Raw genomic sequence first — 26,767 nt, 5'->3', positions numbered from 1 at the left:
ACATTTCTATAGGAACATACTCGTGTACCAGTCGGCTATTCTGTCGCCGTAGGTATAGACAACGACAGTTGCCGCTAGCAAAAATGGACCAAATGGTATGCGGCTAGTGGCCTTGAGCGACTTGCGAGCAATGAGCGGCAAAGATACCAGACTGCCCAGGCAAGAGGCTAGGAAGATAACCAGCAGGCTTGCTACTGGGCCGCCCACCAGCGGACCTATCATGAAAGCTAGTTTGACATCACCGCCACCGATCCACTTGCCCCCGGATATCTGGAACAAGGCATAGAATAGCCCCCCAATGACCAGGAAGCCCCAGAAGGCTCCGGCAACAGCACTCTGCAGGTCTTGGTAGGCCGCCGCCTTTACCAGCACCTGCACCACCGCCAGGACGATAAGCGGGTACACCAGTCTGTTGGGTAGCTCCATCCAGCGTAAGTCATAGACGGCCAGGGCCATAAAGCCCACCAGAAATACCAGCCACAGTCCAAACGGCGTGATACCAGCACCGTCCCAACCGTAAGGCCAGGCCATATAAGAACCGATGAATGTCGCGGCCGTCAGGAGCTCTACGACCGGGTACTGCCAACTGACGGCCTTTTGGCAGTAGCGACAGCGACCGCGCAGACTGAGCCAGCTTACCACCGGCAACAGATCGTACCAGGCCAAGGTGTGATGGCAATGCACGCACATGGACCTCCCCTGTAGTATGGAGAGATCTTTTCTTTGTTTTTTACTAAGAGAGGTACGCGTTTCTTGTTGATGCAAGCGCCACACTAGCGCGTTTACAAAACTACCAAAACACAATCCTAGTAGCAGCAGGATCAAAAAAGTCATGGTTATTACTATACAAGAAGCCTGTAGCAAAAACAGTCCCACGTTAGTAGGACTGTTCGACTAGACTCACTGCTATCCTAGGAGGCTATACAACGGTTAACCGCGTTTTCAATCTGGAACATAACAGCAAACTCGCGTACACCGCCAGCTATGTCGTCATCGCCAGACGTATTACAAGTACGCTGGAAACCGATTGCCACTGTAGATGTTGTACCAGCTCCAAGTGCCACACCATCACTAAACGTACCGGAATAGGTCAATTGGCTCAGGGTGCCGGGCTGAATGTTGCCCGTCACTGAGTTGTTACATACAGCCTTGTTACCATTGTGGTTAGACAGACACTCAGTGATAGACGAAGCGAGGCGTGAAGCATCGTTGTTGCGTGCATTGTTGCGTGAATTACGCTGCAAAGCTGGAACTGCGAGGAAGACAATCAGCATGATCAAGCCAGCAATAGCCAGCACGATCAAGACTTCGATGATGGTGAAACCCTCTTTTTGTTTACTAAATTTTTGATACATAGCGTATTTGCCCCCCTAGGTACACTATTTATTGTTGCTCATGAACGGATAATAAACTGTTGGGTAAAAAAACACAAGCATTTTGTCGACCATTTAGCAGGGGCCGTGGAAAACTGCCACCCCTGTTAAAATTGACCCTAAACACTAATGCCTTTGCCTGCCAGGCTATAAATTGGTAACAGCACGGCAGCAACAATAATGAAGGCAATGACGCCCAGCAGAACCATCATGATGGGCTCGATAATAGTAGAAATGGTCTTTACCTGGTTGTCTACTTCTTTTTCATAGTAGTCGGCCGTTTTGGCTAGCATTTGCTCTATAGCACCGGACTGCTCACCAATACGAAGCATGTCTGGCACCAGAGTCAGGAAATTCGGGTCGTTGGTCAACGTTTCTGACAAGGCTTTGCCGCCTTTTACTTTCTCTATGGCCCGATGAAGCGAGGCCTCTATATGGAAGTTATTGATGCTGTCAGAGGTAATTTCGAGCACCTGAATGAGCGGTACGCCGCTAGAGACCAAGGTGGCGCCGGTACGCGCAAAACGAGCCATATACATCTTCATGAAGAGCGGCCCCAGTAGTGGCCCGTGCATTTTAACGCGGTCTACTACTCGCTTGCCCCCAAGCGTTCGAGCCCATCGGCTAAAGAAGAATCCGCCAATGATCGCGACAATAACGAGGATATACCAATACTTGGTCATCATGTCGGATATTAGCAGCATGGCACGCGTTACCAATGGCAGCTGCGCCCCGCTGCCAAGGCCGGCGTAGAGCTCTTTTACCTGAGGCATCACCGTGACCAGCATGAAGGTTACCACCGCGCCCATAACCACCAACACGATGATCGGATAGACCATGGCACCACGCACCTTGCTGATGAGCTCGGCGTCTTTTTCTTGCTGGGTGGCCAAGCGCTCCAGGGATTTGTCGAGCGTACCAGACACCTCGCCTGCGGCTACCAGGCTGATATAGATCTTGTTAAAAACGTTGGGGTATTTGCCCAGTGCCACGGACAGTGCTGACCCGGCCTCGATATCGCTGATAACCTCCATGATGACAATCTTGAAGGCTTTGTTCTGGGTCTGATTTGCCACAGTGCGTAGTGATTGCAGGAGCGGCAAGCCGGCATTTAGGAGTGTCGACATCTGGCGCGAGAACAAAATTTTGTCTTTGGCCCGTATGCGATTCTTGAACTTGGATAGCGGATTACCAAGCCCCCCTACCATCGGCTTGATCTCTATCGGAGATAGTCCTTGGTCGCGTAGCAGTTTGGCGGCAGCTTGCTCGCTGCTGGCCTGTACCTCGGCCGAGACTTTTTTGCCTGTCGCGGCATCGCGGGCAGTGTATTTATATGACAGCATAGTGTGTTATACCTGTTAGCTCCTCATCAACCTGTCTAATTCGTCTATATCTACTGCGATCATACGTGCTTCGTCGTAGGTAACCGTACCGTTGTGAATCATGCTAACCAGTGTCTTGTCCATGGACTGCATACCGAACTCGGCACCGGTCTGGATGACAGCCTCTAGCTGGTGACTCTTGCCTTCGCGGATAATATTGCGCACGGCTGGAGTCGCCACCAAAATCTCGGCTGCTGCAACGCGACCCCCGCCAATGGCCGGCATGAGCCGCTGCGCCACAATGGCCATGAGGATATTAGATAGCTGTGCACGGATCTGTGGCTGCTGGTGTGGCGGGAAAACGTCTATCATGCGGTCGATACTCTGGCTGGCACTGTTGGTGTGCAGAGTTGCAAACACCAAGTGGCCAGTCTCGGCGATGGTAATAGCGGCGGCAATGGTCTCTAGGTCACGCATCTCACCGATGAGCACGACATCTGGGTCTTGGCGGAGACTACTGCGCAGAGCAGCCGAGAATGAGTAGGTGTCATAGTGGACTTCGCGCTGTACAATGACCGACTTCTTAGAGGCATGAGTAAACTCGATAGGATCTTCGATGGTCACAATGTGTGCAGCACGTTCCATATTGATCTTATGTATCAGAGCTGCCAGGGTTGTGGATTTACCAGAGCCAGTTGGGCCAGTTACTAGCACCAAGCCCCGGGGGTAATCCGCAAATTTATTAACGATAGGTGGCAGACCCAGTTGTTCGGTGGTCAAGATTTCGTTTGGAATAAGACGCAAGGCGCTAGCCAGGTTGCCGCGCTCGTGGAAAGCGTTTACACGGAAACGGCCTAGATCACCAAAGGCGAAACTAAAGTCGAACTCTTTGTCCTTGAGCAAGATCTGTTTTTGGTCTTCGTCCAGAATAGCAAAAACAAGCGCTTCGACTGATTCTTCGGTCAGTATATCCGCTGAAGTTACCGGAAGTAGAGCGCCATCAACACGCAGCATTGGTGGCAGACCAACCTGCAAGTGAAGGTCAGACGCCTTCTTCTTTATAACTTCCTCTAGAAGTACTTCAATTCTTGGCTGTGCCATACCTAGTTTCCCACCTCTTTGGTTTATGCATTACCTGATGCAGCAACACGATTTACCTCTGTTAACGTTGTATATCCGGCCAAAGCTTTTAAGTAGCCATCCTCGCGCATGTTGATCATGCCTTGTTTGATTGCCATAGCTTGGATTTCTGAACTGGGTGCCTGTTTGAGTATCAGTTCCTGAATTTCTTCAGTTATGTTGAATACTTCATACAGGCCCATCCTACCGCTATAACCCCCTGGTGAGGAAGGACCGTCTACGCCCTTGTACAAAGTATAAGCGCTTTGGCCTTTCAGTGGCAAGCTATCATAGCCAATATCGTCGCTGACAGCCTTTACATCTGACGCTTTCTCGGGCAACAGGTGGCCTATGGTCTTATGGATGGCATCTGTTTCGGCGGCATCGCTTTGGTAGGACTCTTTGCCCTTATCGGGGATACGCCGGACGAGTCGCTGGCCAATGACTGTACGCACTGTAGAAGCGATGAGGAACGGTTCTATACCCATGTCTAGCAAGCGTGGCAAAATGCCAGCAGCACTATTGGTGTGAAGCGTGCTAAAGACCAAGTGTCCGGTCAGGGCGGCCTGCACGGCTAGCTGGGCGGTCTCTTTGTCACGGATCTCCCCCACCAACACCACGTTGGGATCCTGGCGCAGAATAGACCGCAGGCCCGAGGCAAACGTCAGCCCCACATCGGCATTGACCTGTATCTGGTTAACCCCTGCCATTTTGTACTCTACAGGATCTTCAAGAGTGACAATGTTGATACTGTCGTCCTTGATCTCTTGTAGCAAGGCATACATAGAGGTGGACTTGCCTGAACCGGTAGGTCCAGAGGTCAGGACCATGCCATTAGTCGACTTCAGACCTTCACGGATCAATCTGAGAGCGCGACCTTTATATCCCATCTCTTCCAAGTGCAAGCTCGTACTTGATTTATCCAGCAAGCGAATCACAACCTGTTCACCCCACACCACCGGCGAGATAGCGATACGCAAGTCAATGTCCTTGCCGCTGGTATGCACGGTGAATTGACCGTCTTGTGGAATACGGTGCTCATCAATCTTGAGGTTGGACAAAATCTTGATACGTGACACCAGGGGCGGTTCGGTGCTCTTGGGTAGTTTCATGATCTCGCGTAAGACGCCATCTATGCGGCAACGGATGCGTAACTCTTTCTCGAGTGGCTCTATGTGGATATCGCTAGCCCGATTTTTGGCAGCATAGTCCAGAATGGTGGACAGCGCCTTACTAATAGGCGAATCCTGTACAATAGTGGCAATTTTCTTCTTGTCTTCTTTGGGCTTCTCGGTGACCCGGGTCTGAGTTTCTGCAGTCTGCTGCAGGCCACCCTCCTCAAGCGCCTGGGCCATCTCTTTGCCGATGCTGGCACCCTCGTACTGCTTGATAACATTACGGACGCCCTCCTCTGACGCGGCATAGACTTTGAGCGGTCGGCCAATTTTATTGGCCAAGAAGTCAACTGCCTGCACGTTGTCGGCATCTAGCATAGCTACAACTAGACGATGCTGCATCTCACCCAATGGCACCGCCATGTAGCGGTCGGCAATCTCTCGGGATAGTAAGGACAATATCTCGGGGTCTATCTGTACATTGGTCAGGTTGACGTACGGAACCTTGGTAACTTGAGCAATGGTCTTGGTTAATTGCTCGTTGCTAATATGGCCATCGGCCACCAGCATGCCAAACAGTGGCTTATCTTCTGTCTTGGCCTTGGCTTTTAGGTCGTGCATTTGGGCGTCAGTCATGAGCCCGTCATCAACTAGCCTTTGTTCAACCTGCTTTTGGGTGGTTGCCGACAAGACACTCATAGTGGACCGCTGATTCTAGTTGCCCCTAAAGGGTTGCTGGTTGGAGCTATCGCCAATGGTGATTGTCTGTGTTGGGTTGACTGATTTTTCGTTGAAGAATTTTTTGTCTGGTTCCTGAAAGTCAGAAGTAATAACCTCTACAACAGCTGCCTTTTGTTTCTTGTTCTGAGGCGTACCGATAAGCGCATTCGACAAAAAGAACGACAAGACTGCACTGACAAATACAATGACAATGATAAGGGCTATGTCTTTTTGTTTCACTTTACTTCCTCCGTCGTTATCTTCAGAACCTTTTCGGGTTGGTAGAAAGATTTGGCAGTAATAGTCAGCTGAACGTTCCCTGAGTCACCAGCGGTGTACGTGAGAGTGTTGATATTGATTGGCCGGATGGATTGCTGCAAGGTATTGAGCACGTCTTGCATGCTGACATATGAGCCCTTGACGCTCATCTCGAATGGCATGTCTACGGCTGCCGCGCTGCCAGGGGTGTCTTTTTTCTGAGTCTGACTTACACCGCTGGAAGTGCTCGGCTGGGCATCGTCGGTGTTCTGGTTAGCCTCGTCATCAACTCCAGTGATGGTCTGTATTTTGCCGCTCATTATTTTCTCGATACTTGAGGTGAGCGCTGGGAAGTCGTACTTGCTCGGCAGTGCGTCTAGGACAATCTTGGCGTTGTCACCGTCCCGGTCACCAGTGCCCGTACGGCTACCGCCGATGATGTTGGGGTCTTGACCAACAAATGCTATGTAGGACGTATTGAGCGATTCTACCTCTTTAATATTTTTCTGGAGCTGATCACGCGCTTTTTCTTGGGCAGCGATTACCCGGTTCTGGTAAGATCGCTTTCCTAGCAGTGCCCGGCTGGCTACCAGTGAGAAGGCTGTGAGAAAGGCCGCCACGGCCACCACAATCACAATAGTAGAATTAGCCTTATTGATCATGAGTCGTTTTGCAGAAACTTGCGACCTGGCCATTACTGGGTTCCTCCTTGCTGCTGGAAAATAGAATCAGGTTTTTCGGTAACCGATCGTGTACTGACCCCAGCAGGAACTTGCAGTGTAACTTCGTTGGCACTGTCGAAAATAATCGTGTCAAAGCTCAGCGTAATCTGGTAGGTTGCCCTGGCACCGCCAGGAGTCGCTTGCTCTGCGTTTAGCCCAAAGCCAGCCAACACAACACTCGAGAATGGCTTACCGGTCTGATCGCCCGCGGTGTATTTGGCGAACTTGAGGGTGTCAACGAACTTATTGATCTCACTCAGGCTGGTACCGCTCCCGTCTATGGCTATGGTGTTAGCCGTAAAATCAACGTCTAGTGACGAGATGGTGATATCTTTTGGAGTCAGCTGTGGGATATAGGTAGACATGCGCGTTGCAACGGGCTTCTTGGTGTGCAGTTCGTTCAAGACATGGAGCTGGTTTTGGACCGTCAGAATCTTGTCGAGGTTCTCGGTGTCTTCTAGCTTTTTGCTGTCGCGATCAATGTCGCCTTGCAGGTGTGAAAGATGCTGCCTTTGCAGTACGTTAACGCCAAAGAACAGTATCACCATGATGGCTACGGCAATGCCACTTACCACGAGAGAGCCCAACATAACCAACCGCTTGCTCCGGCGAGCCTTGATGTACTCTAGTTTGACATCCGGGAGAAGATTGAACTGAATCATATTATTCGGTCCTCTCCGCAAGCCCAGCTGCTACGCCAAAGTGGTTAGATACTGCCAGGAGTTCATTCTGTTTATCAGCTGCAAAGCTGACGTTACGCCATGCATTGCCTATCTCTACACTTATGCCAAACTTATTGGCAACATACAGCGGAAACTCCGGCAAAGCCGAGGCGCCGCCCGTAACAATGATGCGATCAATACGAGAATCTACATAGCGAGTCTGGAAGAACTTGATAGACTTCTCTATTTCTGTGATAAGCAGGTCGACGGTGCCGCTGATTGCCTGATGTATCTGGCCTTCCAGTTTGTCTTTGCTCAGGCCAAACTTGAACACAAACTGCTCTGCCTGCTTTTCGTCAATGTTCAGATTTTGCATGGCAGCCCGGACAATAGATTCGGAGCCTGTTGGAATTGATCGAGTTAGTCGCGGTGCACCGTTCATGGCGATAACCAAGTCTGTGCTCTTGTTGCCGATATCTAGAACCATCTGTGGCAAGGTTGAATCTGGTGCCAACATGGCACGGGTAAGAGCCAGGTTGTCAGGCTCGAACGCAATAACATTCAGACCGATAGATTCCAGCATGTCCAGGCGACCTTCTACGAAGTCGTTGCTCACACTTGTTAGCAGTACTTCTACCTTGGTGTTGTCCTTGGGTGAATCACCGATAACTGCCCAGTCTAGCTTGGACTGTGCCAGAGGTGTTGGGACCAGTGAGTCAGCCTGATATTGGATGGTCTTGGCGAGCTCTCCGGGAGCCAGGCGATCAATGTCTACCACCGTCGTAAAGACTCGTTGAGACGGAATACCCACCGCAACGTTGCGACTGAGGACATGTGCCTGCGACACCAGGTCTGCAATTGCTGCGGCTAGCTTTTGTTGGTCAGCCTTTGAATCACTTACGGCTATCTTGGCGTCTACCGGTGCATAGGCGTAACGCGAAAGAGCCTTTACCGGACCACTGCCCCGTAGATCTACCAGACGGATAGCAGTGGTTCCGATGTCTAGTCCAAAGAAGTCGGATACCCCACTCAGTATGCTCATATTGACCTCAGTATAGCATAAGCTTTTTGGCGCACACAAACTGTTATTTGGCTAAAGGACCGGTGGTAATGGCGCATAGCCGTCGGCCGCACCCTGACCCGTGTCTAACCCACCACTCAACCAGCTTTCGGCGCTGTTGATAAAGACTTCGCCAGGATTGCCTCCTGCAGAGAAGTTCTCATTCGGTACAGACGTTGCCTGTGTGCCAGCTGTACGCAGTAGCTTCAGCACTTCGGCGGTCATCGTACCGTACACCGTCAGTCGAGTACGGCAGGTGGTGTTTATGGCCGCATCATCAGGTACGTACTGCGACAGACCGGCTCGGGCAATCCATGGCCGACCACCGCATGTATAGATACGGCCCGTGTTGGCATTGCTTGGTTGTGCAATGTAGTCACCATCTAGCTGCGAGACACTGGGGAGAATATAGATGTTTCCACGGACGATAAGCCTGAACGACGGAATGTCATAGATATTGGCGTAATCACCTGTTCCCTGATACCTCACACCCGTACCTTCTATAAAGGCATTGCCATTCACGTAGACGGTAATCCTGCTGCCGGCCCCCAAGTTGGTCGTAGGTATAGTGAGATCATGATTACTATAGAGCGTCTGAATAACATTGGGCGCCGGGTTAATAATCAGGGTTGGTCCAGGATCTGGCCCTGTGGCATTTGCGTACCAATCCGGAGCACACGGTGCGGTGCCTGGGGCGCTAAACAGACCGCCACCATAGGTACCTGCCCCGTAACTACTAAAGGACGGGTTAACATTGGCGAAGGTAGAAGACTTGGGCGAGGCTGCCGCACTAGAGTTGGTGCGTACCTGACCAGACGCAAATTCGTAGATAATATCCATGGCCATGACACCAAGTTGACCGCCAGAACCAATGTATGGTCCTGCACCACCTGGCCGGTTCCAGCTGATAATACCTGCATTTTGGTTACCACAAGATGCCCCGCCAGTATAGCCGGCACCGGCGATGATATCACCACCATAGACTCTAAAGTACGGCTTGGCGACTATCTGTTGGCACTCTTCCCTCTCGCGTGAAGCCAACGTTACCGTCTGAACCGTGCCATCTGCTGCCATCGTACCTTCCGCCGGGCTGACCACAATCCGCACACATAGTTGGTCACCCAGTTGCATGCCAACCAACGCCCGTGTCTCTGCAGGATAGTCGAAGCTAGTCGTAACAAATCCTGGGCCGCCCGGAGGGGGTGGCAGCGGAATAGTTGTTGCGCCGCGACGGATAAAGAACGAGCGGTTAATAGAAGCGTTCACACGTGAACCCGCTGGGCTGTTGGCTACCGTCATTCCTGAAGCAAAGGTGACAGAAGTGGGCGCTTCGTCATTTGGGTTCAGGGTGGTGTCTGCGATAGGTGTCAGGCTGAACTGATTGACTATTGGCGGCCCCAGGATATAGGTGACGTACACCGACGCTTTGTGGTTCAGGTATGGGTCATCTGGGAAGCCCGGTGGTGCGCAAAAACCAGCTATAGGCGCGAGGCTCTGGCACGCGGTGTTCCAGGGGAAAAACGGAGGAATAGGATCACGAGTATTGCCAGAGAATACGATCAGCTGGAAGCTGCCATCCCGCAAATCAGCATCCAGGGCCGATATAGGTGTTTGTGCTGCAACAGCACCTCTATAAAAAGCGTGGATATTGTTACGGGCCGCGGCGCTTCCACCGTTCAGGTGGCCCGCAAAGTCACCCCCACCCTCATACACCTTGGCCGCGTCAAACATATTATAGCGAGGGTCCGGAGGACTGGTTCCGCGGTCACACACCGCATCGTTGGCACCCGTACTCCGCCCTACATTAAAGGCCATGCCCATACAGATAGCAGTGCGATTACCAAGTATGACTCTCAGCGAATCATTGAGGCTCGCAAACGGCGCAAGCGGACAGTTTGATATGCCAAAGGTGTTTCGAAACCCATAAGGTGCATCCTGCCACCCAATATTGGCTACTCCACAATAATTATAGCCCGTGGCATTGCCAGCGGCACCGCCGGGAAAGCCCAGGTATATATCGTGCACTGCAGACGGCTGAGTATGAGCCGCATCAAAAACTGCCTGATAAAACCCACCGTTATAAGACACCGTATTGCCATCCCAATACAGCGCCGATAGACCCGAAGCCGTGCAGCCAGAACCACTATCGTTGAACCAAGCACCGTTTGCATCTGCCACCGTTGTACCACTGCTGTTCATGAAGCGGCGACCATAGTCGTTGCCCAATACACCATATTCGAAGGTGACATAGGTATACCCACTCGGCAGCCTTCCTTGGCTTACGACATCAGCAAACCGTCGACAGACATGGGAGGTATTAGACCGTTGAGCAGCTGCTTTTGGTGGTTTTGCCACGCCCCACACTGCGCTCACTACAAACGCAAATACAAAGATCAGTGCTAACGATTTTTTACTGCGTAAAGGCATGGTAATCTCCCTTGGCTACCGCCTCTAAGCTTTTGATAAGTCCGGCACTGGCTTCTTTAGATGCCTTATCCATAGTGTTGCTGTACCCTAAGGCCTTCTTGGCATACTCGGCAGCCTGTGACTTGTTCAGGCGGGCGCCCAAGAAGGCTGCTTGGCTATAGGTAGTGAACCGCTCATTGTCATCGTTGCCGGCTTGGTTGTTGGTAATTTTATCTTCGTAGGTTTTGAACTGGCCGCCTATCTGAACCTCGGGTGAGGCTTGCTGCGCCTGTTCGTCTCGTCGCTTATAAAAGTCGGCTAGCATTTCAGTTGTAGCTTGCTCGGTCGTGGGCAGAGGCTCGACCGGATCTTTGCGTAGGATTTCCACCAATACAATCACAGCCGTTACCAGCAACGCCGCAGCCAGTACTACCACTGCCAGCAAAATAATCTTGCGCTTCTTAGACAACTTGCTCCAAGAAAAAGAGCGCTTTGATTTACCAGACGACACAATGGTATGGTCCAGCTTAGCAGTCGCCTGCGTAGGCGACGTACTTGCAGTTACATCACTAGTTTTATTCTTTTTGCGTCCCCACATCGCTGATATCGAGCGAAACCCTTCCCGCAAATGCTTATCCTTTACCTGCAAGTATAACAAACTCTCTGGCAAAACATAAAAGAACCCACTCCAAGAGAGTAACTTGGCGATACTGCCCTAGCAGGATGTGTTTGCAATATCATTATATTGACTTCAGTGCATAATTATGCTAATGTTTATATAGACAAAAAGAATACAAAAATGCACACGAACGTTACCAAAACACCCCTGTTATTGCTGACTCGTACGGGATCGACAAAAAGCCGTATCGCTCGGGGCATGGGCAAGCTAGTGGCTGTTGCAAAGAGGTGGGTCACCTTCAATAATCTAGCCCTGGTGACGGGGTTGTGCGTAACTGCGGCAACCTTATTCTATGCCGCTGCCTTTCTGTGGCCTCGCAGTGTCGTCTTCTCGTATGCCACTGACACCTGCCTGGCACAACCCGTACTATTTCCTCGGCTCGTTTCACAGACAAAGAACGCGCATTATTCTGCAGCTGCCCAGCCTAGTCTGTCGGTTGCTGGGTATCCCCTCTATTCCCATAGTACTTGCTTTAGCCCCCTAGCTGCTCCCCAGGAAAACCATACCAACACCGTCACGCTGCATGCTGCGGCGTTCAAAAAACAAATACGCGTAACCACCAACACTTTTCCAGCTGTCATGAATCAGGCGGCACTGGAAAAACCCATTCCTGTGCAGGAACCGCTGGATCTGCAGCTTACAGAGTATGACCGTATCTTTGATTACCAATTGCAGGCCGGCGACCGCAAGGTAGCCTGCAACAAGCAAGACACCTCACTCAAGTGTGATGTCACTCAGATGGGCTTGAGTCAGTCAGCCAAATACGACTTCACCCTGGAGCGACAATACAAGGGTCAAGCAGCGGGCACCCTGTTCACACGTACCTTGTCTACGGTGCAGAGTGTCATTGTCGTTGGATCAAGCATTCCTCATACATATATTGTGTATCACGCACCAATCGAGCTGGTGCTGACCCTGAATCGCCCTGCTGTATCGGTGCAAGGTGTCCATCTATATCAGGTGGCTGGCCAAAGACAAGAGATACCTACCACAGCGTCAGTTAGCGGCACCACACTAACCGTTCGCTTTGGGCAACCTTTGGCTCGCAGCGCGCAGTTCACAGTATCAATTGACACCATCAAGGCCGAAGACGGCGGATCGCTCACTGCACCATTCACCCAAGACTTTAAGACATCCGGTGGCCCGAAGGTTTTGGGCACCAATATCGGAAGCTATAAAGTTTCAACCAGTGGCAGCATAACCCTCACTTTTGACTCTGCCCTATCCGCAACCCAAGCAACGAACAACTTTATTCGGCTGGAAGCCGGCGGCACCGCGGTTGCAGCAGGCGTACAAGTACGTGGCAACACCGCAGTCATCACCCCCGACACGCCGCTGCCACGCTGCGCTGCGCTAACTATCAAAGTAGTAGATGGCCTGCAAAACTCCTACGGTATCTCTGGCGGATCAGCCTGGCAGTTCAAGTCACGCACCATCTGCCAGTCGGTCTTTAGTATTGGCACCTCGGTCCAGGGCCGTGGCATAACTGCCTACAGTTTTGGCAGCGGCCCCAGCAAGGTGGTGTTTGTAGGCGGTACGCATGGGGACGAGAAAAGCTCTAGTATCATCCTCAGTCGCTGGGTAGATTACCTGGAGGCCAGTGGCGCTATCCCCGGTGGCCGAACAATCGTTATCGTTCCTACACTCAACCCCGACGGCTATGCAGTCAACCGTCGCACCAATGCCCATAACGTAGACCTCAACCGCAACTTCCCTGCCAACAACTGGAAGTCCGGCGTGGCCATGCCAGACAAGTCCTTCAACCCGTCTGGCGGTGGCTCAGCTCCGCTGTCAGAGCCAGAGTCTGCTGCCCTAGCTAGTTATGTCACTGGTGCCAGCCTGGTGCTCACCTATCACGCCGTAGCTGGTGTGGTTATGCCCAATGGCTCGGTCAACAGTGATTCTTTGGCACATCTGTACGACCAGAAGTCCAATGTCGGATACGCCGCCAGCAGTGCCACGGGCGAACTGTTTGAATACGACACCACCGGTGCCCTTGAAGACTGGCTACACGACAAGCGCGGCATACCTGCCCTGCTCATAGAACTGTGGACCAAAACCGGCAATGAATACGCAAGCCATCAGGCCGCTATGCAAGCCGTCATACAGTAGACCACCGACAGAGAGTAACCACGCAGCCAAAAGCCGACCAAGCTACCGGCATCAAACAATATAATAAGGACCTCGATCTTCGGGAGTGAGAGGCTTGTAAGCTTTTTAGACGGGGTCAGGATATTAACCCGTTGTCCCGCTACGCCTCCGCTAACGCCTTGCGTACACGATCGATGGTGTAGGGTGTAAATTCCAGATTATCAATCTCATCCTTGCCAACCCATTTGAAATCATTGGCCTCTTCGGATAGCTTGATGTTCTTGGGATAGTCGTCAGGATTTTCTAGCTCGGCGGACACAACGAGGTAGAAGGTATCGGTGTCGTTGTTCCTGTTATTTGCAATTACACCCGTGGGCTTAATCCTTACGCCCATTTCTTCCATGGTCTCGCGGATAGCTGTTTCTTCCAGGTACATCTCGTCCGGTTCCATATAGCCACCAGGGATGCCCCACGCGCCAGCAAAATAATCGTCCGTTAGGCTGCGCTGCATCAGCAGGACTTGTTTATTGTGGGTTACGATCACGCTGACATTTATACGCATGTTTTTCCTTAACTACCCAAACTTTACCTTACTATGTAGAGCATTTACTCTTTAGTTTTTCGAATTGATTAAACTACCCAAGCCAGGCAGCAGCCGCGGCTACTCCAAGCAATTCGTAGAGGGTTACAGGTCTTTATAAGTTTTCTCGTTTCTACGATCTATTCGGACAATCCGGAACTCGGATCGTGATTTACGATAAACAAGCCTAAGTCGCCCCTTACGTCCCATTGCTGTATATATCTCTATTAGAATAGACATCGTATGAGTTTATCTATAGGCATGCTAAAGTTTTAACCCAACTGCCTTCTGGGCTCAAACAGTGTATACAATAAGTTAAAGCTTTGCTACCAAAAGATCTGGGACTCGATAAAAATCCGAGTCGAGCGTCAAGAGCAGACTGTCATGCTCCAATGCGAGCGCCGCTATCCACATATCGTTAGTGCCGATTGGCGTCCCGGCTTGTCGAAGCCGGCGATATATTTCCGCGAATAATATAGTTGTTTTGTCAGTTATTGTGGCTGTAATGACATTTGGACTATCCAGGAGTTTTTGTAGTAGTTCTTCGTTCTCCTTGCGTTTAGTCCCCAGAGAAAACCCAGCACGCAACTCACCTATCACCACTAAGGGCACGACTATTTGATTGTCGGCATGGAGCCAAGTCTTGAGTCGCTTGTCACCACGGTTAAAGCCAGAATATGCACTGGTATCAAGCACGAACTGAGCACCTGTCATTGCCAGAGCTTCTCATCTACTTGAGATAGATCTTCAATTGCTTCATCGAATGACTCATCAAGAGTATTTTTGTTGTAGAGCCAATCAAAATTGTTGTCGAGGGGTATCTCTGTAGTCCCAAATGTCTGCAAAGACAATAAATCTACCACAGTCTGGTTAAACGACTTTCCGCTTTGCTGGGATCGTTTCCGGATAACAGTATCGACTGCAGGCGGGATATTCCTAATAGTATACTGAATTTTAGACATGTATACATTGTATATTATGTATACATACATATCAATAACTGAAGTGAAGTTTAGGGTATAGGTATAGAGGTTTCACCCCGCTGAATGGGATTTTGCAGTGGAATGTCTTTTTTGTTCTTTAGCGCTACCTCTGTTAGAATAGACATTGTATGAGTTTATCTATAGGCATACTAAAGCTTTAACCCAATTGCCTTTTGAGCTAAAACTCCGTATGCCCAAACTACAAAACAAGCGCGGCTATTCTAAATCATTTCAACAATTTTTTGGGCTTTATGAGCAACCTTGATAATTTCATCCGTTGAACCTGATGTCTGTAATATGTCTTCTACGAGTGTTGGGTCAATACTTGCCATAGCATTCCGCATTGCATCGTACGCTGCGTTATCACCCCTTCTGGCTAAACCTAGAAGTTCTTTGGCTGACTGTCCGTTTATTTTTAATCCCATACCCACAACCATTGCTGCGATGAGTGCTTGTGTACTATCTGCCTGTCCATCCTTCACTTCCGAAGCATCAACTCTACGGAAACTTCCTGGAACAACTATTGTAATGTCTTCCCCGCCGACTGTCCTGGTAACGGTTGTATCAGGTGCTGGATCAAACTCTCCCGCTTCTGCCAGATTTTGCAGGGCAAAGTATTCAGCCATTCCCGCAAGGGCTTCGTGATAAAAAGGATTTTCGCTTCTAGCATTTTCTGGCGTAACCGTAGCCGAGTGAGCAAGTTCGTGCACAAGACTAGATGCTAAAATCAGTTTGTCAGTTTTGGGCCTTCCGCTTGATTGTTCAAAAACATATGCCACTTCAAGTTCTGGTAAATAGTGCCCGCCACTGCTTCCAACACCCCAGGCTTCGGCAGTTTCGGCAGGTAACACTGCCGTACGATCCACGGAAGACACGTCTGTCATCCCTAGCTTATCTGCTACAAAATCACGAGCAGCACCTACATAGTGGTCATACGCTGGCATATGTGCACCGAGGATAGATTCTGCTGTGCGGTTAGCTTCATTATCCAAGTCACCACCCCCAATACCCTGTTGAGTATCAAGACTATCTACCCTAAGAGTTAGGGCTTCGGGAGGAGTTAATGAATGCGGTACAGGTTCTGCCATTTTTTGTTTTGGATTAACAATTTCATATTATCACACTTATGCTTATTTGTCAACTAGCGCTACCTCTGTTAGAATAGCTACATATGAGTTCACTTCAAATTGGAATTGTGGGTCTGCCAAATGTTGGCAAGTCTACGCTGTTCAACGCCCTGACTGACAACGACATTTTGGCAGCCAATTATCCTTTTGCCACCATAGAACCCAACACTGGCATTGTCCCCTTGCCAGACAACAGGCTGCAGAAATTAGCCGACCTGTATAACAGCAAAAAAATAGTGCCCGCAACGGTTACCTTTGTTGACATAGCCGGTCTGGTGGCTGGCGCCTCTCAGGGCGAGGGCCTGGGCAACCAGTTCCTGGCCAATATCCGGAGCTGCAATGCTATTTGTCATGTGGTGCGGGCCTTTAGCGACCCCAACGTGCAACATGTGGACGACCAGCATGACCCCCAGAAAGACATAGACGTCATCAACACCGAACTGGTGCTAGCAGACCTGCAAACCGTCCAGAAGCGCCTGCCCCGCGTAGACAAAGAAGCCCGGGCCAACCCCAAGCTACGGCCCCTGGCCGAAACGCTGCAGATGGTTCACGACACGCTTAATGAAGGGACGCCCCTGTCTGCCCTAGACGGCCTGGACATGGAGCACATTGCAGACCTGCAGCTTCTGACAGCCAAGCCGATTATTTACTTGTTCAACGTCGACGAAGAAGCGCTGGCAGATGAATCCAAGAAGCAGCAGCTGTCTGATATGGTAAAGCCCGCGCAGGCAGTCTTTGTATGTGCCAAATTAGAATCTGAGCTAAAGGGCCTGGACGACACAGACCGCAGCGAACTGCTAGAGAGTTACGGCGTACACCAGTCCGGTCTGGTACAGCTGACCCATACCGCCTATGACACACTGGGTCTGCAAAGCTACCTGACCGCAGGCGAGCAAGAGGTACGGGCCTGGACCGTACGCAAAGGCGCTACCGCCCCGCAAGCCGCCGGTGTTATTCACGGCGATTTCGAGCGTGGGTTTATCGCCGCCCAGATTGTCGACTATCACGACCTACTAGCTGCTGGCTCGGAAGCTGCCGCCAAGGCCGCGGGCAAGGTCCGTACCGAGGGCAAAACCTATATCATGCAACCTGATGATGTTGTGGAGTTTCGGTTTAACGTATAGGTCTATTTTTGTACTTTGGATCGAGGTCGAGGTCCAGATCAACCAACGTGTCATCATACAATTCCCTTGCTCGTGTGCTGAAATATTTATCATGATGGTTAAGCTGTCTCAGCTTTTTATATAGTCCAGGCACAAGATGATTGACCCTCTGTATAAACTCTCTATGGCCGTCAACCGAATCACGACCGCCTAAGTTACGACGCCTAAGCGCATCCAGTATTTCTGGATCTTTTTCTATCAATACCTCTAATATCACCGCGACGGAGGCGCCAGGTGTGTCACTAGACTGCACTTCCCCTTTTTCCGTTTTGGATAGCACTGAGTATTTGGCGTAAGGGTCATAACCATCTTCTTGTCCGGCAACCCCGAAACCGTTGGGCCTGCCTATGCTTATGTTAAAGATGCCTCGCTCTAACTCTGCATACCCTTCTTCCAGGGCACTCCCATGTATTTTTCTCTCTTTCCCCTCTTGTGTCTCAGGGCCCTTAACGATAAAGCCGGCACGAGTCGGATGCTGCTCGATACCACCAGTGACGTATTGCTGCTCGATGCCGTCAACGATGCCGCGCTTAATGTCGACATTCGCAGTCAAACTAATGGACATCCCACTATGGGCCATTTCATGAACAGCCAGACTCTCGGTATACCCAGGGCCGTTAAGCGCCTCTAGCGATGGGTCGCGCTTCACAAGAAGTACGTCTTGATTATAAAGATATCGTCCACTACTATGATCCTCCGAATCCTCAAGGAGAGTAAGAACGCTCTGGTAATCTTCTGGCGAAAGAAATCGCAGTGGTCTCTCGGTAACACCCATGCGCTCACGGGCAGCACGAATGCCGTCCATATCCAAACCTTCTTCTACAGAAGGAAATTCTAAGATTTCGTTAGTGTTGGCCCGCCAAATGTCTAGCGCGTGCTCTGCGGCTTCATTCTTCAGGGCCACCGAACCTAGCTCTTCGCTAACCGTAAGATATAGTGTCAGGTCTCTATCGGGAGAAGCAAAAATTTCATGCTGCGGTGTTTTTGCAGTTGTTTCTGTTTCATCTTGCACTGTATTAATATAACATAATATTGTATTAATTGCAATATAGTGCAACCAACAATATACCCCAAGATCTGCTCTATGACGTGTAAGATAGTAATGATGGACCAAGCACTAGCCAAAAAACCTTGGGCGACAAAGAGAAGTAGTCTGGTGCTCCGCGCGGAATGTTTTTTGGTGCTCATTATCACCACATATGCCTTTCGCACGCTGGGTGGCAACTGGTGGCTTTTTGCGGCTATATTTGTGAGCATTGACCTGTTTATGCTGGGCTACCTAGTCAACAATCACATCGGCGGGCTGGCGTATAACCTGGGACATAGCTATATCGTTCCCCGTGTCCTACTGATCATTGGATTGTTCGGTGGATTTACAGAACTTACCCTCGCCATGCTAGCCTGGAACGCTCATATTAGCCTGGACCGAGCACTGGGATTCGGCCTGAAGCACGAGAGATTCCATGTAACTCACCTAGGTCCTATAGGAATCAAGAAGTCTTCGTAGGCGGTTTGGGCGGATCTGTTCGCTGTACCCAGTTGACCGGGGTGGTCATGAGGATCTTCACCAGCCCTTGGGTGTCGGGAATGGTGTTGTCGTCATAGTAGTGGTTGGTCTCCATGTAGTTCTCTATAACGCTTAGGCAGATCAACTCGTCACCAACCAGGTGCATTTTGTCCACCGCAGCCACGCTGGCTATGGGGGTTACAACGATCAATTTCTTGATGTGTATGGCCTTTAGGTAATCAGATGCAATATCCAACGAAAAGCCACTGCTCAGACCATCGGACACCAAGATAACTACTTTATGCCGTAGCAGTTCACGATGGATCTCACCACCATGGCCCAACAAAGCATGCAGGTGGTGCAAATGTTCCAGCCGCTGGCTCTCGATAAAGCCCAGGTACTCGTCATGCATTTCCTCTATCTCGCCGGTAGAAAACTTGTTGTTGTAGGTAAAGGTATTATCAGATGATATCGCCGCCAGCGGGTCGTTCTCGCCCGGTAGGGTGATGTTCTCGGTCAAGAGCATCATGAGCGTGGCGTGTATCTCCATAGCTATCTGGGCGCCAACGATAACTGCACCAGGTGTCAGTGCGATCACCACCGTATTGGAGTTGCTATACGCGGTTAGTTTGGCGGCCAGCATACGCCCGGCCTCTGCTCTACTCTTGAAGTACATTTCTTGAAGTTTAGCATATTTGAGAGGGGAATATTCTCTGTTGTCTATTACACAAAATTATTGATTGAGCAGAGCGTTTATTTGGGCGGCGAGTTCACGGATCTTTGCATGGCTAGACCCAGTCGTAAATACCGACAATACATAGGCACCTTTGGGATGGTACACAATCGCAACATCATGGTTATAGGCGCCGAGTGCTCCCAGCTTATTGGCAACATGCATGCCAGGCGAGCCAGCCGGAATGGCGTAGCGGTAAATACCCCGCCCCATCTTAGACAACATATCGCTTCGGTGCGCACCACTGAGCAGACCGCCAGATTCTAGCGCAAACAAATAGTTGGCGACATCGTTAGGCGTGGTAACTTGCCCGCCGTAGGCAATAGTGGTCGAATTAAAGCCTTTGGCATACAACATGCCGTTGCTGGCACCCCACCCAATCATGTCGCCCAGTGCAGTTGCGCAGCCATTGTCCGAGCGAACGATCATGAGCTCCATACAACTAGCCACCGACTGACCGTTGCCAGTCGCACTGTCCATGCTCATCTGGCCGCCATTTACCTTGGTATACACCACGTAGGCGATATAAATTTTGTATACGCTGGCGCTTGTAAACTGTTTATTACCATTGTGGCTGGCCGAAATGTCGCCCCCAAAATTGCGCACCACCACGCCCCACTGACCGCCATTGCTCTGGGACCAATAGTCCAAAAGCGCCTGCACACCACGGCTGCTGCGGGTATAGGTACGGGTAGCGCGTTGCACAAATACCACTGGCTGTACGGAACCTTCAATGCTCTCCTTGTTTTCGCTGAGGGCTTTTACCATGGCATCGGCCGTAGCATCTGTGCTCAGGGCTCGACCATCTTGACCGCCACTGTGCGAAGCAATGGCTCCGTCGACCAAAGTAGCCGTCTGAGGGGCCGAGGCTACATATACTTTGGCAGCCAATGGTGCCAGTGCGGCTTTTACTTTTTCGCGGTCATAGCTGACTACCAACTTCTTGTTGGCAGGATCTGGTGTCAGCTTGGTCCAGGTGGCGATAGTAGCCACATCAAAGATAGCTTCCTTGTCGGCAGCCTTGACAGTCAGTGGCTTAGACAAACGTTGCTGCAAAATACCGGCTGCCTCGACTGCTACAGACTCTGGAATTTCCGGCTCGACCACCCGAGGAATAATAGTCGTCGTCATGACGCGATCCAGCTTTGTGGCATGGATGGCGGCCATCATGTCTTTCTCGACAAAGCTGTAGCCGGCCTGCCCCTTCTCTATTGTTACCTTTGTACCCTCTAGCTTCACGGCAGCATTTATGGGTGCCCTGTCATGGGCAGCTAGGCTGAGTGCATAGGCACGCGCCTTGGCCTCGTCCACCCTAAGACTGTAGTGAGGAATATCGCGTACTTGGGTAAAGAAAGAAAACGGTACCAGCCGCTGTTTCCAACTGTACTGAGTAGCAGTCTGAATATCCTTGTTGATATCAAAGCCAAGCCCTACGTCAGCGGGCTTTTGCTGAAGCGTTAGGTCGCCGCTCTGAATTTTTAGGTTTCCCTGCTCTTTGTGGGCCAGCGTTATAAATAGCTGCTGACGATTCCTGAAACCCACTGCCTCGCCCCCAATACGAGTCTGGGGCAAAGTCATAAAACGGGGGTAGGCCAGCTGTAGCACAACGCTGCTGACCGTCGCCAGGATCACACCCAGCGCCATGGTACGCAGAGCGCGTAGTGTCCAGAGCCGGATAGTAGCCAGACGCTGTCTGGTTAGGAGAGGTTGCTGCTGGAGGGTGTTTGTGTGTGCCATTTTTTGGGTACATTAAAATCAGGGACAGGTTCCCCATCCCTGATAAAATGTTTTTTATTTTTGTTTTAGCAATCTACTCTTGCTATAGATAATTTAGCATAAGCTTTATTATTTGTCAATATTAGAGTATGAAATATATCGGAATTAGTCCTCGTTCAACTGCCTGGCCGCAAGAGCTAGGTTGGTCAACTTGGCCTTGGCAGCCTCTTGAGTGATTTGTACCATGCCGCAATCCGGCGCCAGGATAAGTTGCTCTTTTGGCAAGTATTCCAACGCTTCGCGGCCGCGAGCCACCAGATTGTCTACGCTCTCGACGGTATTGTCTCCGACGTCTAGCACCCCAAGCATGACCGTTTTTTGGCCAATAGCGTCAAGAACTGATGCGTCCAAATTACTTTGGGCGCCCTCTATAGATACGGCATGCAGCGTAGAGGCCGATAGCCAGGACAAAACGTCGCGGTAGTACCCAGAATCGGCCTTGTAGGCAACGCCTTGGGCTTCCAGCGGCCTGTCCGGATAGCCGCAACATATATGGACAATGAACGACGCCATGTGTTCGTACCCAGCAAAACACTGCTCGAGGGCGTCTAACCCCCACGCCTTGGCTTCGTTTGGGTACCGTAGTAGCACTGGGTCGTCGAACTGAATCGCAGTGCAGCCAACGTCTATGAGAGCCTTGACTTCGTGTCGGATAGCGGCAGCATAGTCGTAGGCTAGCTGCTCTTTGTCGCCATAGAATTCGTCTGCCACACAATCGGCAACAGTAGAGGGACCGGGTAGCCCAATCTTGGCCGTGCCCTTGGCTCTTTCTTGAGTGAACAAGAACTCGTCCACCACCAGATCACTCGGGTGGGCCAGCCTCCCAACCACCCGCGGCGCCTGACGATGTGCCGTGCCACCGCGTATCGAGGTATTTGCGCGATTTTCGGCGTCAACGCCCCCCATCCGATCGACAACGTGCATCACATAGTGATCACGCCGTTCCTCACCGTCAGTGATAATATCTATGCCTGCCTGGTTTTGGTCTGAAATCGCTTGGACTGCCGCTTCGTCCAAAAGCGCGTCGAACGCTTTATCACCAACTTCCTGCCTCCGCTCGGCGAACGCGCCGCCCCCAAATCTGTCCAGCAACTCCCGGCCGGAGTTGGCGTACACGTATTCCGGTTTTGGATAACTCCCTACTATTGCCGTCAAGACCCCCTCTTGCTCGTGCATACTCGTCTCACCCCTTCTCTTTAGATGTCACTCTACGGTAATAAAAAGGGCCGGCCGCTGTCAAGCGACCGACACACAATCGGCAACTATCTATCAGCGGGACTTCTTGAGCAGGTAGAATCGCTCTTTGTTCCCCTTCTCGCCAGCTACTTCCGAATCGGCTTTGTTGGTAATAACAAACACGCTTTTTGCCCATGTCTCAAAGTCTTGCAGGATCTTGCGACGCATTGCATCATTCTTGATCACACCCTTGTGCTTCAGACTGCTTTCGGTGGCTTCAAACTGCGGCTTTACCATAGCAATCACCTCTGTTTTATTGGTGCCCAGGGCTGCAACCGTGGGCAGTATATCGCGCAACGATATAAACGAGACATCTATAACCACTACGTCTGGCGCGTCAGATAGTTCGCGCACATCACGGATATCGGTCTTTTCATGCAGCTCAATCCGATCATCACCGCGCAGGGTGTGGTGCAGCTGGTCGGTGCCCACCTCGATCGCAATCACCTTCCGGGCGCCATGCTGCAATGCATAGTCCGTGAAGCCGCCAGTACTGCTGCCCACGTCCAGCACGACCTTGTCCCGAAAATCCAGACCCAACGCCTTGCTAACACTGGACAGTTTTAGGCCCGCCCGGCTGACATACTGCTCTTTGGTAGTGAGCCTCATGACATCTTCGTCATACACCATGGTGCCGGGCTTGGTGATAATCTTTTTATTTACTACCACTTTGCCCAGACGTATGTAGCTCTCTGCCTGACTGCGCGTTGGTACCAAACCTCGGGCCACCAGCGCATGGTCAAGGCGAGACTTAGTCATGTAGCTTGAATACTTCCTGCACTTCGTAGCGTTCTGGAGTGGTTTCGGCCATGAGTGCAAAGCCGTCGATAATGTACAGATCGTCCACCTCCAGATCTTGGCGGTTGGAAATATGGGCATTATATTTGTAGCCCACGTAGCTGACGTCATCGAGCACGCCACTAGCTCTTACCACACAAGCCATCAGATTTGTATGGAAAGTGCGCAAATCCTTGCCCGTCTCGACCAGCTCGACTGGAACGTTCCCCTCTGGCCCAAGCAAGGCATGTTCGCCCACTTTGACTTCGATAGAACGAGTACGCTGAGCCAGACCATCTAACTCACGTAACAACCTTCGGGGCCGGGCATCATGAAACCGAGGCACCAAGGTGATATGGAGTGGCCATTCGCTGTCGAAAACCTGGCCTTTTTGGAAGGACGGAATGCCGTAGGCAATTGATTGTGGATTAGTCTTTAACTCTCTCACGATAGGCTCCTGTGCTAGTGTCTACACTGATAAGATCGCCCACTTTTACAAACGCCGGCACTTTTACGGTAATACCCGTCTCTACCGTAGCCTCCTTGAGCACACTGCTGGTAGTGTCGCCCTTGACCACGTCCTCAGCATACGTCACCTTGAGTGGTACGTTCTTGGGCAGCTCGATGTTTATGACCCGGCCGTCGAACAGCTGAGCCTGCACCTTGTCGCCTTCTTTCATAAAGCCGCCTTGGCCCTCCATATCGGCTGCCGGCAGTTCAAACTGTTCGTATGTGGCTTCGTCCATGAAGAAAAAGTTGCTACCGTCGTTGTACAAATACTGCACATTCTTATTGGTGATATCGGCCGCCTCTATGCCTTCGTTGCCCTTGAAGGTCTTGTCCAGCACTTTGCCATCGATAAGACTTTTGATCTTTACGTTCACAATAGACCCGCCGCGTCCCATCACCTTTTGGGCATACTCAACCACCCGGTACGGCGTGCCGTCCAGCTGAAACACTTGCCCTTTTTTGAGGTCTGTTACTCCTAAAGCCATAACTGGTGTTCTCCTTCGGTATGTTTCTACTGGTAATGGTCTTGGCTGCGTATATCAACACGCAGATGCTCAATCCTGTGATCGAAGTCATTCAGATGCGCGGGGTTCATCACCCACTGATTCTGTGGCAAATTGTGAGTCTCACGCATAAGTCGCTGGGCGGCTTCCAGCGAGTTATGTACATCGCGCAGACCACGCCCTTCTTGGTTCAGCTCTTCTGCTTTATGCAGTTCGTTAAAGATAGCACGCGCCCTGGGATCATTGGGGTTTTCAAAGGAGTCATGTGCATGTTCGCGCATATGGCGAAGCTGCTCATTTAAGTTACGGCGATATATATCCTCCATAAGCCCTCCTTATCTTTATGCTATTCGGCGAAGTTTCCCGCGCAGATCTTCAAAGATGTTATGCAGGTCATCGGCATGCTCAACATTCATGATGAGATTGTCGCCACCTTCTGATGCCACTGCCAGGTGACGCTGAATGAGCTTAACGCGGTCTTCGAGTGCACGGGGCGCCCTGCTCATTTCTACTTCATCTTCGAGGCGCTGAACTTCGGTCTTGAGTGTTTGGGCCAGGCGGTGGGCAGGCGCGTCAAGCAGGCCCTGCACTTTACTGCGCAGCTTTTGCACTTCTTTGTGTAGCTCTTTGTAGCGTTGATCCATAGTATTTACTATACCCGTTTAGCTGCTTGCTACAAATGGCAGCAAAGCAATGTGGCGGGCACGCTTAATGGCGACGCTTAGGCGACGCTGTTCGTGCTCTTTCAGACCAGTCTTTTTGCGAGACTCGATCTGACCAAACTGATTCACGTAGCGCTGCAAAGTCTTGAAGTCTTTGTAGTCAAAATAAGCTACGTCTGTCCGGTGCTTAAAAATCTTAGCCATAATTATTCTCCTTCGATGAGCTTATCAAGCTCGGTATTGATTCTTTCTAAATCCGTATCCCCAAAGAGTCCTGTAGCATGTGCCACAAAAACCTTTGCCCGGACGGCTTCCACCGTTTGAGCCCGGTCCTCTGGGGTAACTTCTTGCAGAGCTGCAATGTCGCCCAGCAAATCCTCTTCAAAGCGGGGCTCTAGGCTGAGGTATGAGCTGTATGTCTTTGCGCTGCCTGGGCCACGTAACAAGTCATAGACGATGTGCCAGACTAGTTGGACCTGAGAGTTATGAGACATATGCTTTTCCTTAAAATGGGATGTCGTCGAGGTTTATTGGCTCGTCGCCAATGTCCTCTATGACAACGTCATCTTTTTTGGGTGGCTGGCTGGGTCGGGCTGGGCCAGATGCGTTGCTTGCTGCACCACCGGGATTACCACCGCCACCGCCATCTCCGCCACCAGGACCACCTAGGAAGGTTACATCCTGAGCAACGACTTCTACCTTGCTGCGCTTGGCACCAGTTTCTTTGTCGTCCCAGCTGCGCGACTGCATGCGTCCGTTGACCAGGCATGGGCGACCTTTGGTCAGGTACTGCGAAACGCGTTCGCCTAAAGGTCCCCAGGCCACTACGTCTATGTAGTCGGTAGCTTCTTGCCAATTGCCGTCCGAGCCTTTGTAGCTACGGTTGAGTGCCAGGCTAAAGCTGGTAACGCTAGTACCGTTCGGCGTTTGCCGAAGTTCTGGGTCACGGGTTAGGTTTCCCATCAAGATAACTTGGTTGAATGAACGTGCCATATTTCCCTCCTTATAAGAACTATGTCTTCAGAATCACGCACCAGCCCTAAAGGGCTTCTTGGCTGCTTTTCGGCTTGGCCCCTCCGGTACGCGCTCACCGTACAATCTTGTACGCCTCGCTTGCGTTCCTCGCGGCCGCACCGAAAGTCATCAGCTCAAGTGCGTAGATTCTGCAAGTGTTGTTAACTACTCATACCCTATGCCGACCACAAGTGGTCGTCAAGTCTATTCTTCTTCCGTTTTGTCTGACTCGTCGTCATCGCCGCGGTCACCGCGCTCGGCTGCCTTCTTGGCCTTTTCGGCCTTGGCGGCTTCTGCCTTGGCAATGGCCTTCAGATCAGGCTTGGTGATCAGATAGCGGATAACCTCATCAGTAATGTTGAGGATACTTTCTACCTTTTTGACACCTTCGCCCGGCATTTCTACGGTGTAAAACACGTAGATAGCGTGTTCCTGCTTATTGATAGCGTAGGCCAGCTTGCGCTTGCCCCAGTTATCAGTAGCAGTCACCTTGCCACCGTTGTCGGCGATAATCTTGTTCACCTTTTCCTCGGCCTTACTCAGGTCTACTTCGAGGTCGGGGTGATACAGTACAGCAATTTCATACTGTGCCATAAGACGTCTCCTTTGGTTAAAGCCTACACTCTCAAGGATGTAAGCTGAGCTAATAATACGTGTATTCTACCCTAA

General features: G+C 51.0%; 31 protein-coding genes. 3 read left to right on the top strand and 28 right to left on the bottom strand.

What is annotated here, in order from left to right; genetic code table 11:
* Positions 1-6: 6 nt before the first annotated feature.
* From VK694_02305 to VK694_02255, 11 genes are all read right to left on the bottom strand, one after another.
* Complete coding sequence (locus VK694_02305) at positions 7-834, bottom strand: A24 family peptidase (protein HTE57549.1); 828 nt, start codon at positions 832-834, stop codon at positions 7-9.
* 77 nt (positions 835-911) lie between these two features.
* On the bottom strand, positions 912-1,355 hold the full coding sequence (locus VK694_02300) for a prepilin-type N-terminal cleavage/methylation domain-containing protein (GenBank protein HTE57548.1): 444 nt from the start codon (positions 1,353-1,355) through the stop codon (positions 912-914).
* Positions 1,356-1,492: 137 nt separating this feature from the next.
* Positions 1,493-2,716, bottom strand: a complete 1,224-nt coding sequence (locus VK694_02295; protein HTE57547.1) for a type II secretion system F family protein — start codon at positions 2,714-2,716, stop codon at positions 1,493-1,495.
* A 15-nt stretch (positions 2,717-2,731) separates the two neighbouring features.
* The gene (locus VK694_02290) at positions 2,732-3,796 is read right to left on the bottom strand and encodes a type IV pilus twitching motility protein PilT (GenBank protein HTE57546.1); all 1,065 of its coding nucleotides are present in this window, start codon (positions 3,794-3,796) and stop codon (positions 2,732-2,734) included.
* 23 nt (positions 3,797-3,819) lie between these two features.
* Complete coding sequence (locus tag VK694_02285) at positions 3,820-5,628, bottom strand: ATPase, T2SS/T4P/T4SS family (GenBank protein HTE57545.1); 1,809 nt, start codon at positions 5,626-5,628, stop codon at positions 3,820-3,822.
* Between the two features lie 15 nt (positions 5,629-5,643).
* Positions 5,644-5,889 (bottom strand): hypothetical protein, encoded by a 246-nt coding sequence (locus VK694_02280; protein HTE57544.1) that lies wholly within the window; start codon positions 5,887-5,889, stop codon positions 5,644-5,646.
* Positions 5,886-6,602: a hypothetical protein gene (locus tag VK694_02275; protein ID HTE57543.1), complete on the bottom strand. Its 717-nt coding sequence runs from the start codon at positions 6,600-6,602 to the stop codon at positions 5,886-5,888. The genes VK694_02280 and VK694_02275 overlap by 4 nt, the downstream gene beginning before the upstream one ends.
* A complete protein-coding gene (locus VK694_02270; protein ID HTE57542.1) occupies positions 6,602-7,291 on the bottom strand; it encodes a hypothetical protein in 690 nt (229 codons plus the stop codon). Before VK694_02270 ends, VK694_02275 begins: the two co-directional genes overlap by 1 nt.
* A gap of 1 nt (position 7,292) precedes the next feature.
* Positions 7,293-8,333 (bottom strand): type IV pilus assembly protein PilM, encoded by a 1,041-nt coding sequence (gene pilM / locus VK694_02265; protein ID HTE57541.1) that lies wholly within the window; start codon positions 8,331-8,333, stop codon positions 7,293-7,295.
* Positions 8,334-8,384: 51 nt separating this feature from the next.
* Complete coding sequence (locus VK694_02260) at positions 8,385-10,778, bottom strand: hypothetical protein (GenBank protein HTE57540.1); 2,394 nt, start codon at positions 10,776-10,778, stop codon at positions 8,385-8,387.
* Complete coding sequence (locus VK694_02255) at positions 10,762-11,355, bottom strand: hypothetical protein (GenBank protein ID HTE57539.1); 594 nt, start codon at positions 11,353-11,355, stop codon at positions 10,762-10,764. Before VK694_02255 ends, VK694_02260 begins: the two co-directional genes overlap by 17 nt.
* 201 nt (positions 11,356-11,556) lie before the next feature.
* Between VK694_02255 and VK694_02250 the strand changes: the two genes are divergently transcribed.
* The gene (locus VK694_02250; GenBank protein HTE57538.1) at positions 11,557-13,548 is read left to right on the top strand and encodes a DUF2817 domain-containing protein; all 1,992 of its coding nucleotides are present in this window, start codon (positions 11,557-11,559) and stop codon (positions 13,546-13,548) included.
* A 139-nt stretch (positions 13,549-13,687) separates the two neighbouring features.
* On the opposite strand, the gene VK694_02245 is transcribed toward VK694_02250, so the two are convergent.
* From VK694_02245 to VK694_02230, 4 genes are all read right to left on the bottom strand, one after another.
* Positions 13,688-14,089: an NUDIX domain-containing protein gene (locus VK694_02245; GenBank protein ID HTE57537.1), complete on the bottom strand. Its 402-nt coding sequence runs from the start codon at positions 14,087-14,089 to the stop codon at positions 13,688-13,690.
* A gap of 333 nt (positions 14,090-14,422) precedes the next feature.
* A complete protein-coding gene (locus VK694_02240; GenBank protein HTE57536.1) occupies positions 14,423-14,821 on the bottom strand; it encodes a type II toxin-antitoxin system VapC family toxin in 399 nt (132 codons plus the stop codon).
* Positions 14,818-15,069 (bottom strand): hypothetical protein, encoded by a 252-nt coding sequence (locus VK694_02235; protein HTE57535.1) that lies wholly within the window; start codon positions 15,067-15,069, stop codon positions 14,818-14,820. Before VK694_02235 ends, VK694_02240 begins: the two co-directional genes overlap by 4 nt.
* A 242-nt stretch (positions 15,070-15,311) precedes the next feature.
* On the bottom strand, positions 15,312-16,178 hold the full coding sequence (locus VK694_02230) for a hypothetical protein (protein HTE57534.1): 867 nt from the start codon (positions 16,176-16,178) through the stop codon (positions 15,312-15,314).
* A gap of 83 nt (positions 16,179-16,261) precedes the next feature.
* On the opposite strand from VK694_02230, the gene ychF reads away from it, so the two are divergent.
* Positions 16,262-17,341 (top strand): redox-regulated ATPase YchF, encoded by a 1,080-nt coding sequence (ychF, locus tag VK694_02225; GenBank protein ID HTE57533.1) that lies wholly within the window; start codon positions 16,262-16,264, stop codon positions 17,339-17,341.
* On the opposite strand, the gene VK694_02220 is transcribed toward ychF, so the two are convergent.
* Complete coding sequence (locus VK694_02220) at positions 17,331-18,392, bottom strand: hypothetical protein (GenBank protein ID HTE57532.1); 1,062 nt, start codon at positions 18,390-18,392, stop codon at positions 17,331-17,333. The genes ychF and VK694_02220 overlap by 11 nt on opposite strands.
* A 93-nt stretch (positions 18,393-18,485) precedes the next feature.
* Between VK694_02220 and VK694_02215 the strand changes: the two genes are divergently transcribed.
* A complete protein-coding gene (locus tag VK694_02215) occupies positions 18,486-18,887 on the top strand; it encodes a DUF4260 domain-containing protein (GenBank protein HTE57531.1) in 402 nt (133 codons plus the stop codon).
* Here VK694_02215 and VK694_02210 read toward each other — a convergent pair.
* The 12 genes from VK694_02210 to rpsF form a co-directional block, all read right to left on the bottom strand.
* Positions 18,871-19,563 (bottom strand): hypothetical protein, encoded by a 693-nt coding sequence (locus VK694_02210; protein ID HTE57530.1) that lies wholly within the window; start codon positions 19,561-19,563, stop codon positions 18,871-18,873. The genes VK694_02215 and VK694_02210 overlap by 17 nt on opposite strands.
* A gap of 57 nt (positions 19,564-19,620) precedes the next feature.
* The gene (locus tag VK694_02205; protein ID HTE57529.1) at positions 19,621-21,357 is read right to left on the bottom strand and encodes a serine hydrolase; all 1,737 of its coding nucleotides are present in this window, start codon (positions 21,355-21,357) and stop codon (positions 19,621-19,623) included.
* A gap of 144 nt (positions 21,358-21,501) precedes the next feature.
* Positions 21,502-22,572: a hypothetical protein gene (locus VK694_02200; protein ID HTE57528.1), complete on the bottom strand. Its 1,071-nt coding sequence runs from the start codon at positions 22,570-22,572 to the stop codon at positions 21,502-21,504.
* Between the two features lie 93 nt (positions 22,573-22,665).
* Positions 22,666-23,391, bottom strand: a complete 726-nt coding sequence (locus VK694_02195) for a TlyA family RNA methyltransferase (GenBank protein ID HTE57527.1) — start codon at positions 23,389-23,391, stop codon at positions 22,666-22,668.
* Positions 23,384-23,857: a 2'-5' RNA ligase family protein gene (locus VK694_02190; GenBank protein ID HTE57526.1), complete on the bottom strand. Its 474-nt coding sequence runs from the start codon at positions 23,855-23,857 to the stop codon at positions 23,384-23,386. Before VK694_02190 ends, VK694_02195 begins: the two co-directional genes overlap by 8 nt.
* On the bottom strand, positions 23,838-24,404 hold the full coding sequence (efp, locus tag VK694_02185; protein ID HTE57525.1) for an elongation factor P: 567 nt from the start codon (positions 24,402-24,404) through the stop codon (positions 23,838-23,840). Before efp ends, VK694_02190 begins: the two co-directional genes overlap by 20 nt.
* A gap of 26 nt (positions 24,405-24,430) precedes the next feature.
* Complete coding sequence (locus tag VK694_02180) at positions 24,431-24,703, bottom strand: hypothetical protein (GenBank protein ID HTE57524.1); 273 nt, start codon at positions 24,701-24,703, stop codon at positions 24,431-24,433.
* A gap of 60 nt (positions 24,704-24,763) precedes the next feature.
* On the bottom strand, positions 24,764-25,066 hold the full coding sequence (locus VK694_02175) for a hypothetical protein (GenBank protein HTE57523.1): 303 nt from the start codon (positions 25,064-25,066) through the stop codon (positions 24,764-24,766).
* Between the two features lie 18 nt (positions 25,067-25,084).
* Positions 25,085-25,288 (bottom strand): 30S ribosomal protein S18, encoded by a 204-nt coding sequence (gene rpsR, locus VK694_02170; protein HTE57522.1) that lies wholly within the window; start codon positions 25,286-25,288, stop codon positions 25,085-25,087.
* Between the two features lie 2 nt (positions 25,289-25,290).
* Entirely contained in the window at positions 25,291-25,578 is a 288-nt protein-coding gene (locus tag VK694_02165; protein ID HTE57521.1) for a hypothetical protein, read from the bottom strand.
* A gap of 10 nt (positions 25,579-25,588) precedes the next feature.
* A complete protein-coding gene (locus VK694_02160; protein HTE57520.1) occupies positions 25,589-26,077 on the bottom strand; it encodes a single-stranded DNA-binding protein in 489 nt (162 codons plus the stop codon).
* A gap of 225 nt (positions 26,078-26,302) precedes the next feature.
* Positions 26,303-26,692 (bottom strand): 30S ribosomal protein S6, encoded by a 390-nt coding sequence (gene rpsF, locus VK694_02155; GenBank protein ID HTE57519.1) that lies wholly within the window; start codon positions 26,690-26,692, stop codon positions 26,303-26,305.
* Between the last annotated feature and the right edge of the window lie 75 nt (positions 26,693-26,767).

It is taken from the genome of Verrucomicrobiia bacterium (genome assembly GCA_035489575.1).
In the GTDB taxonomy this organism is placed as follows: domain Bacteria; phylum Patescibacteriota; class Saccharimonadia; order Saccharimonadales; family JAGQNK01; genus DATHJY01.
Note: the sequence above shows the minus strand (reverse complement) of the source record. Positions and strands in the feature narration are given on the sequence as shown.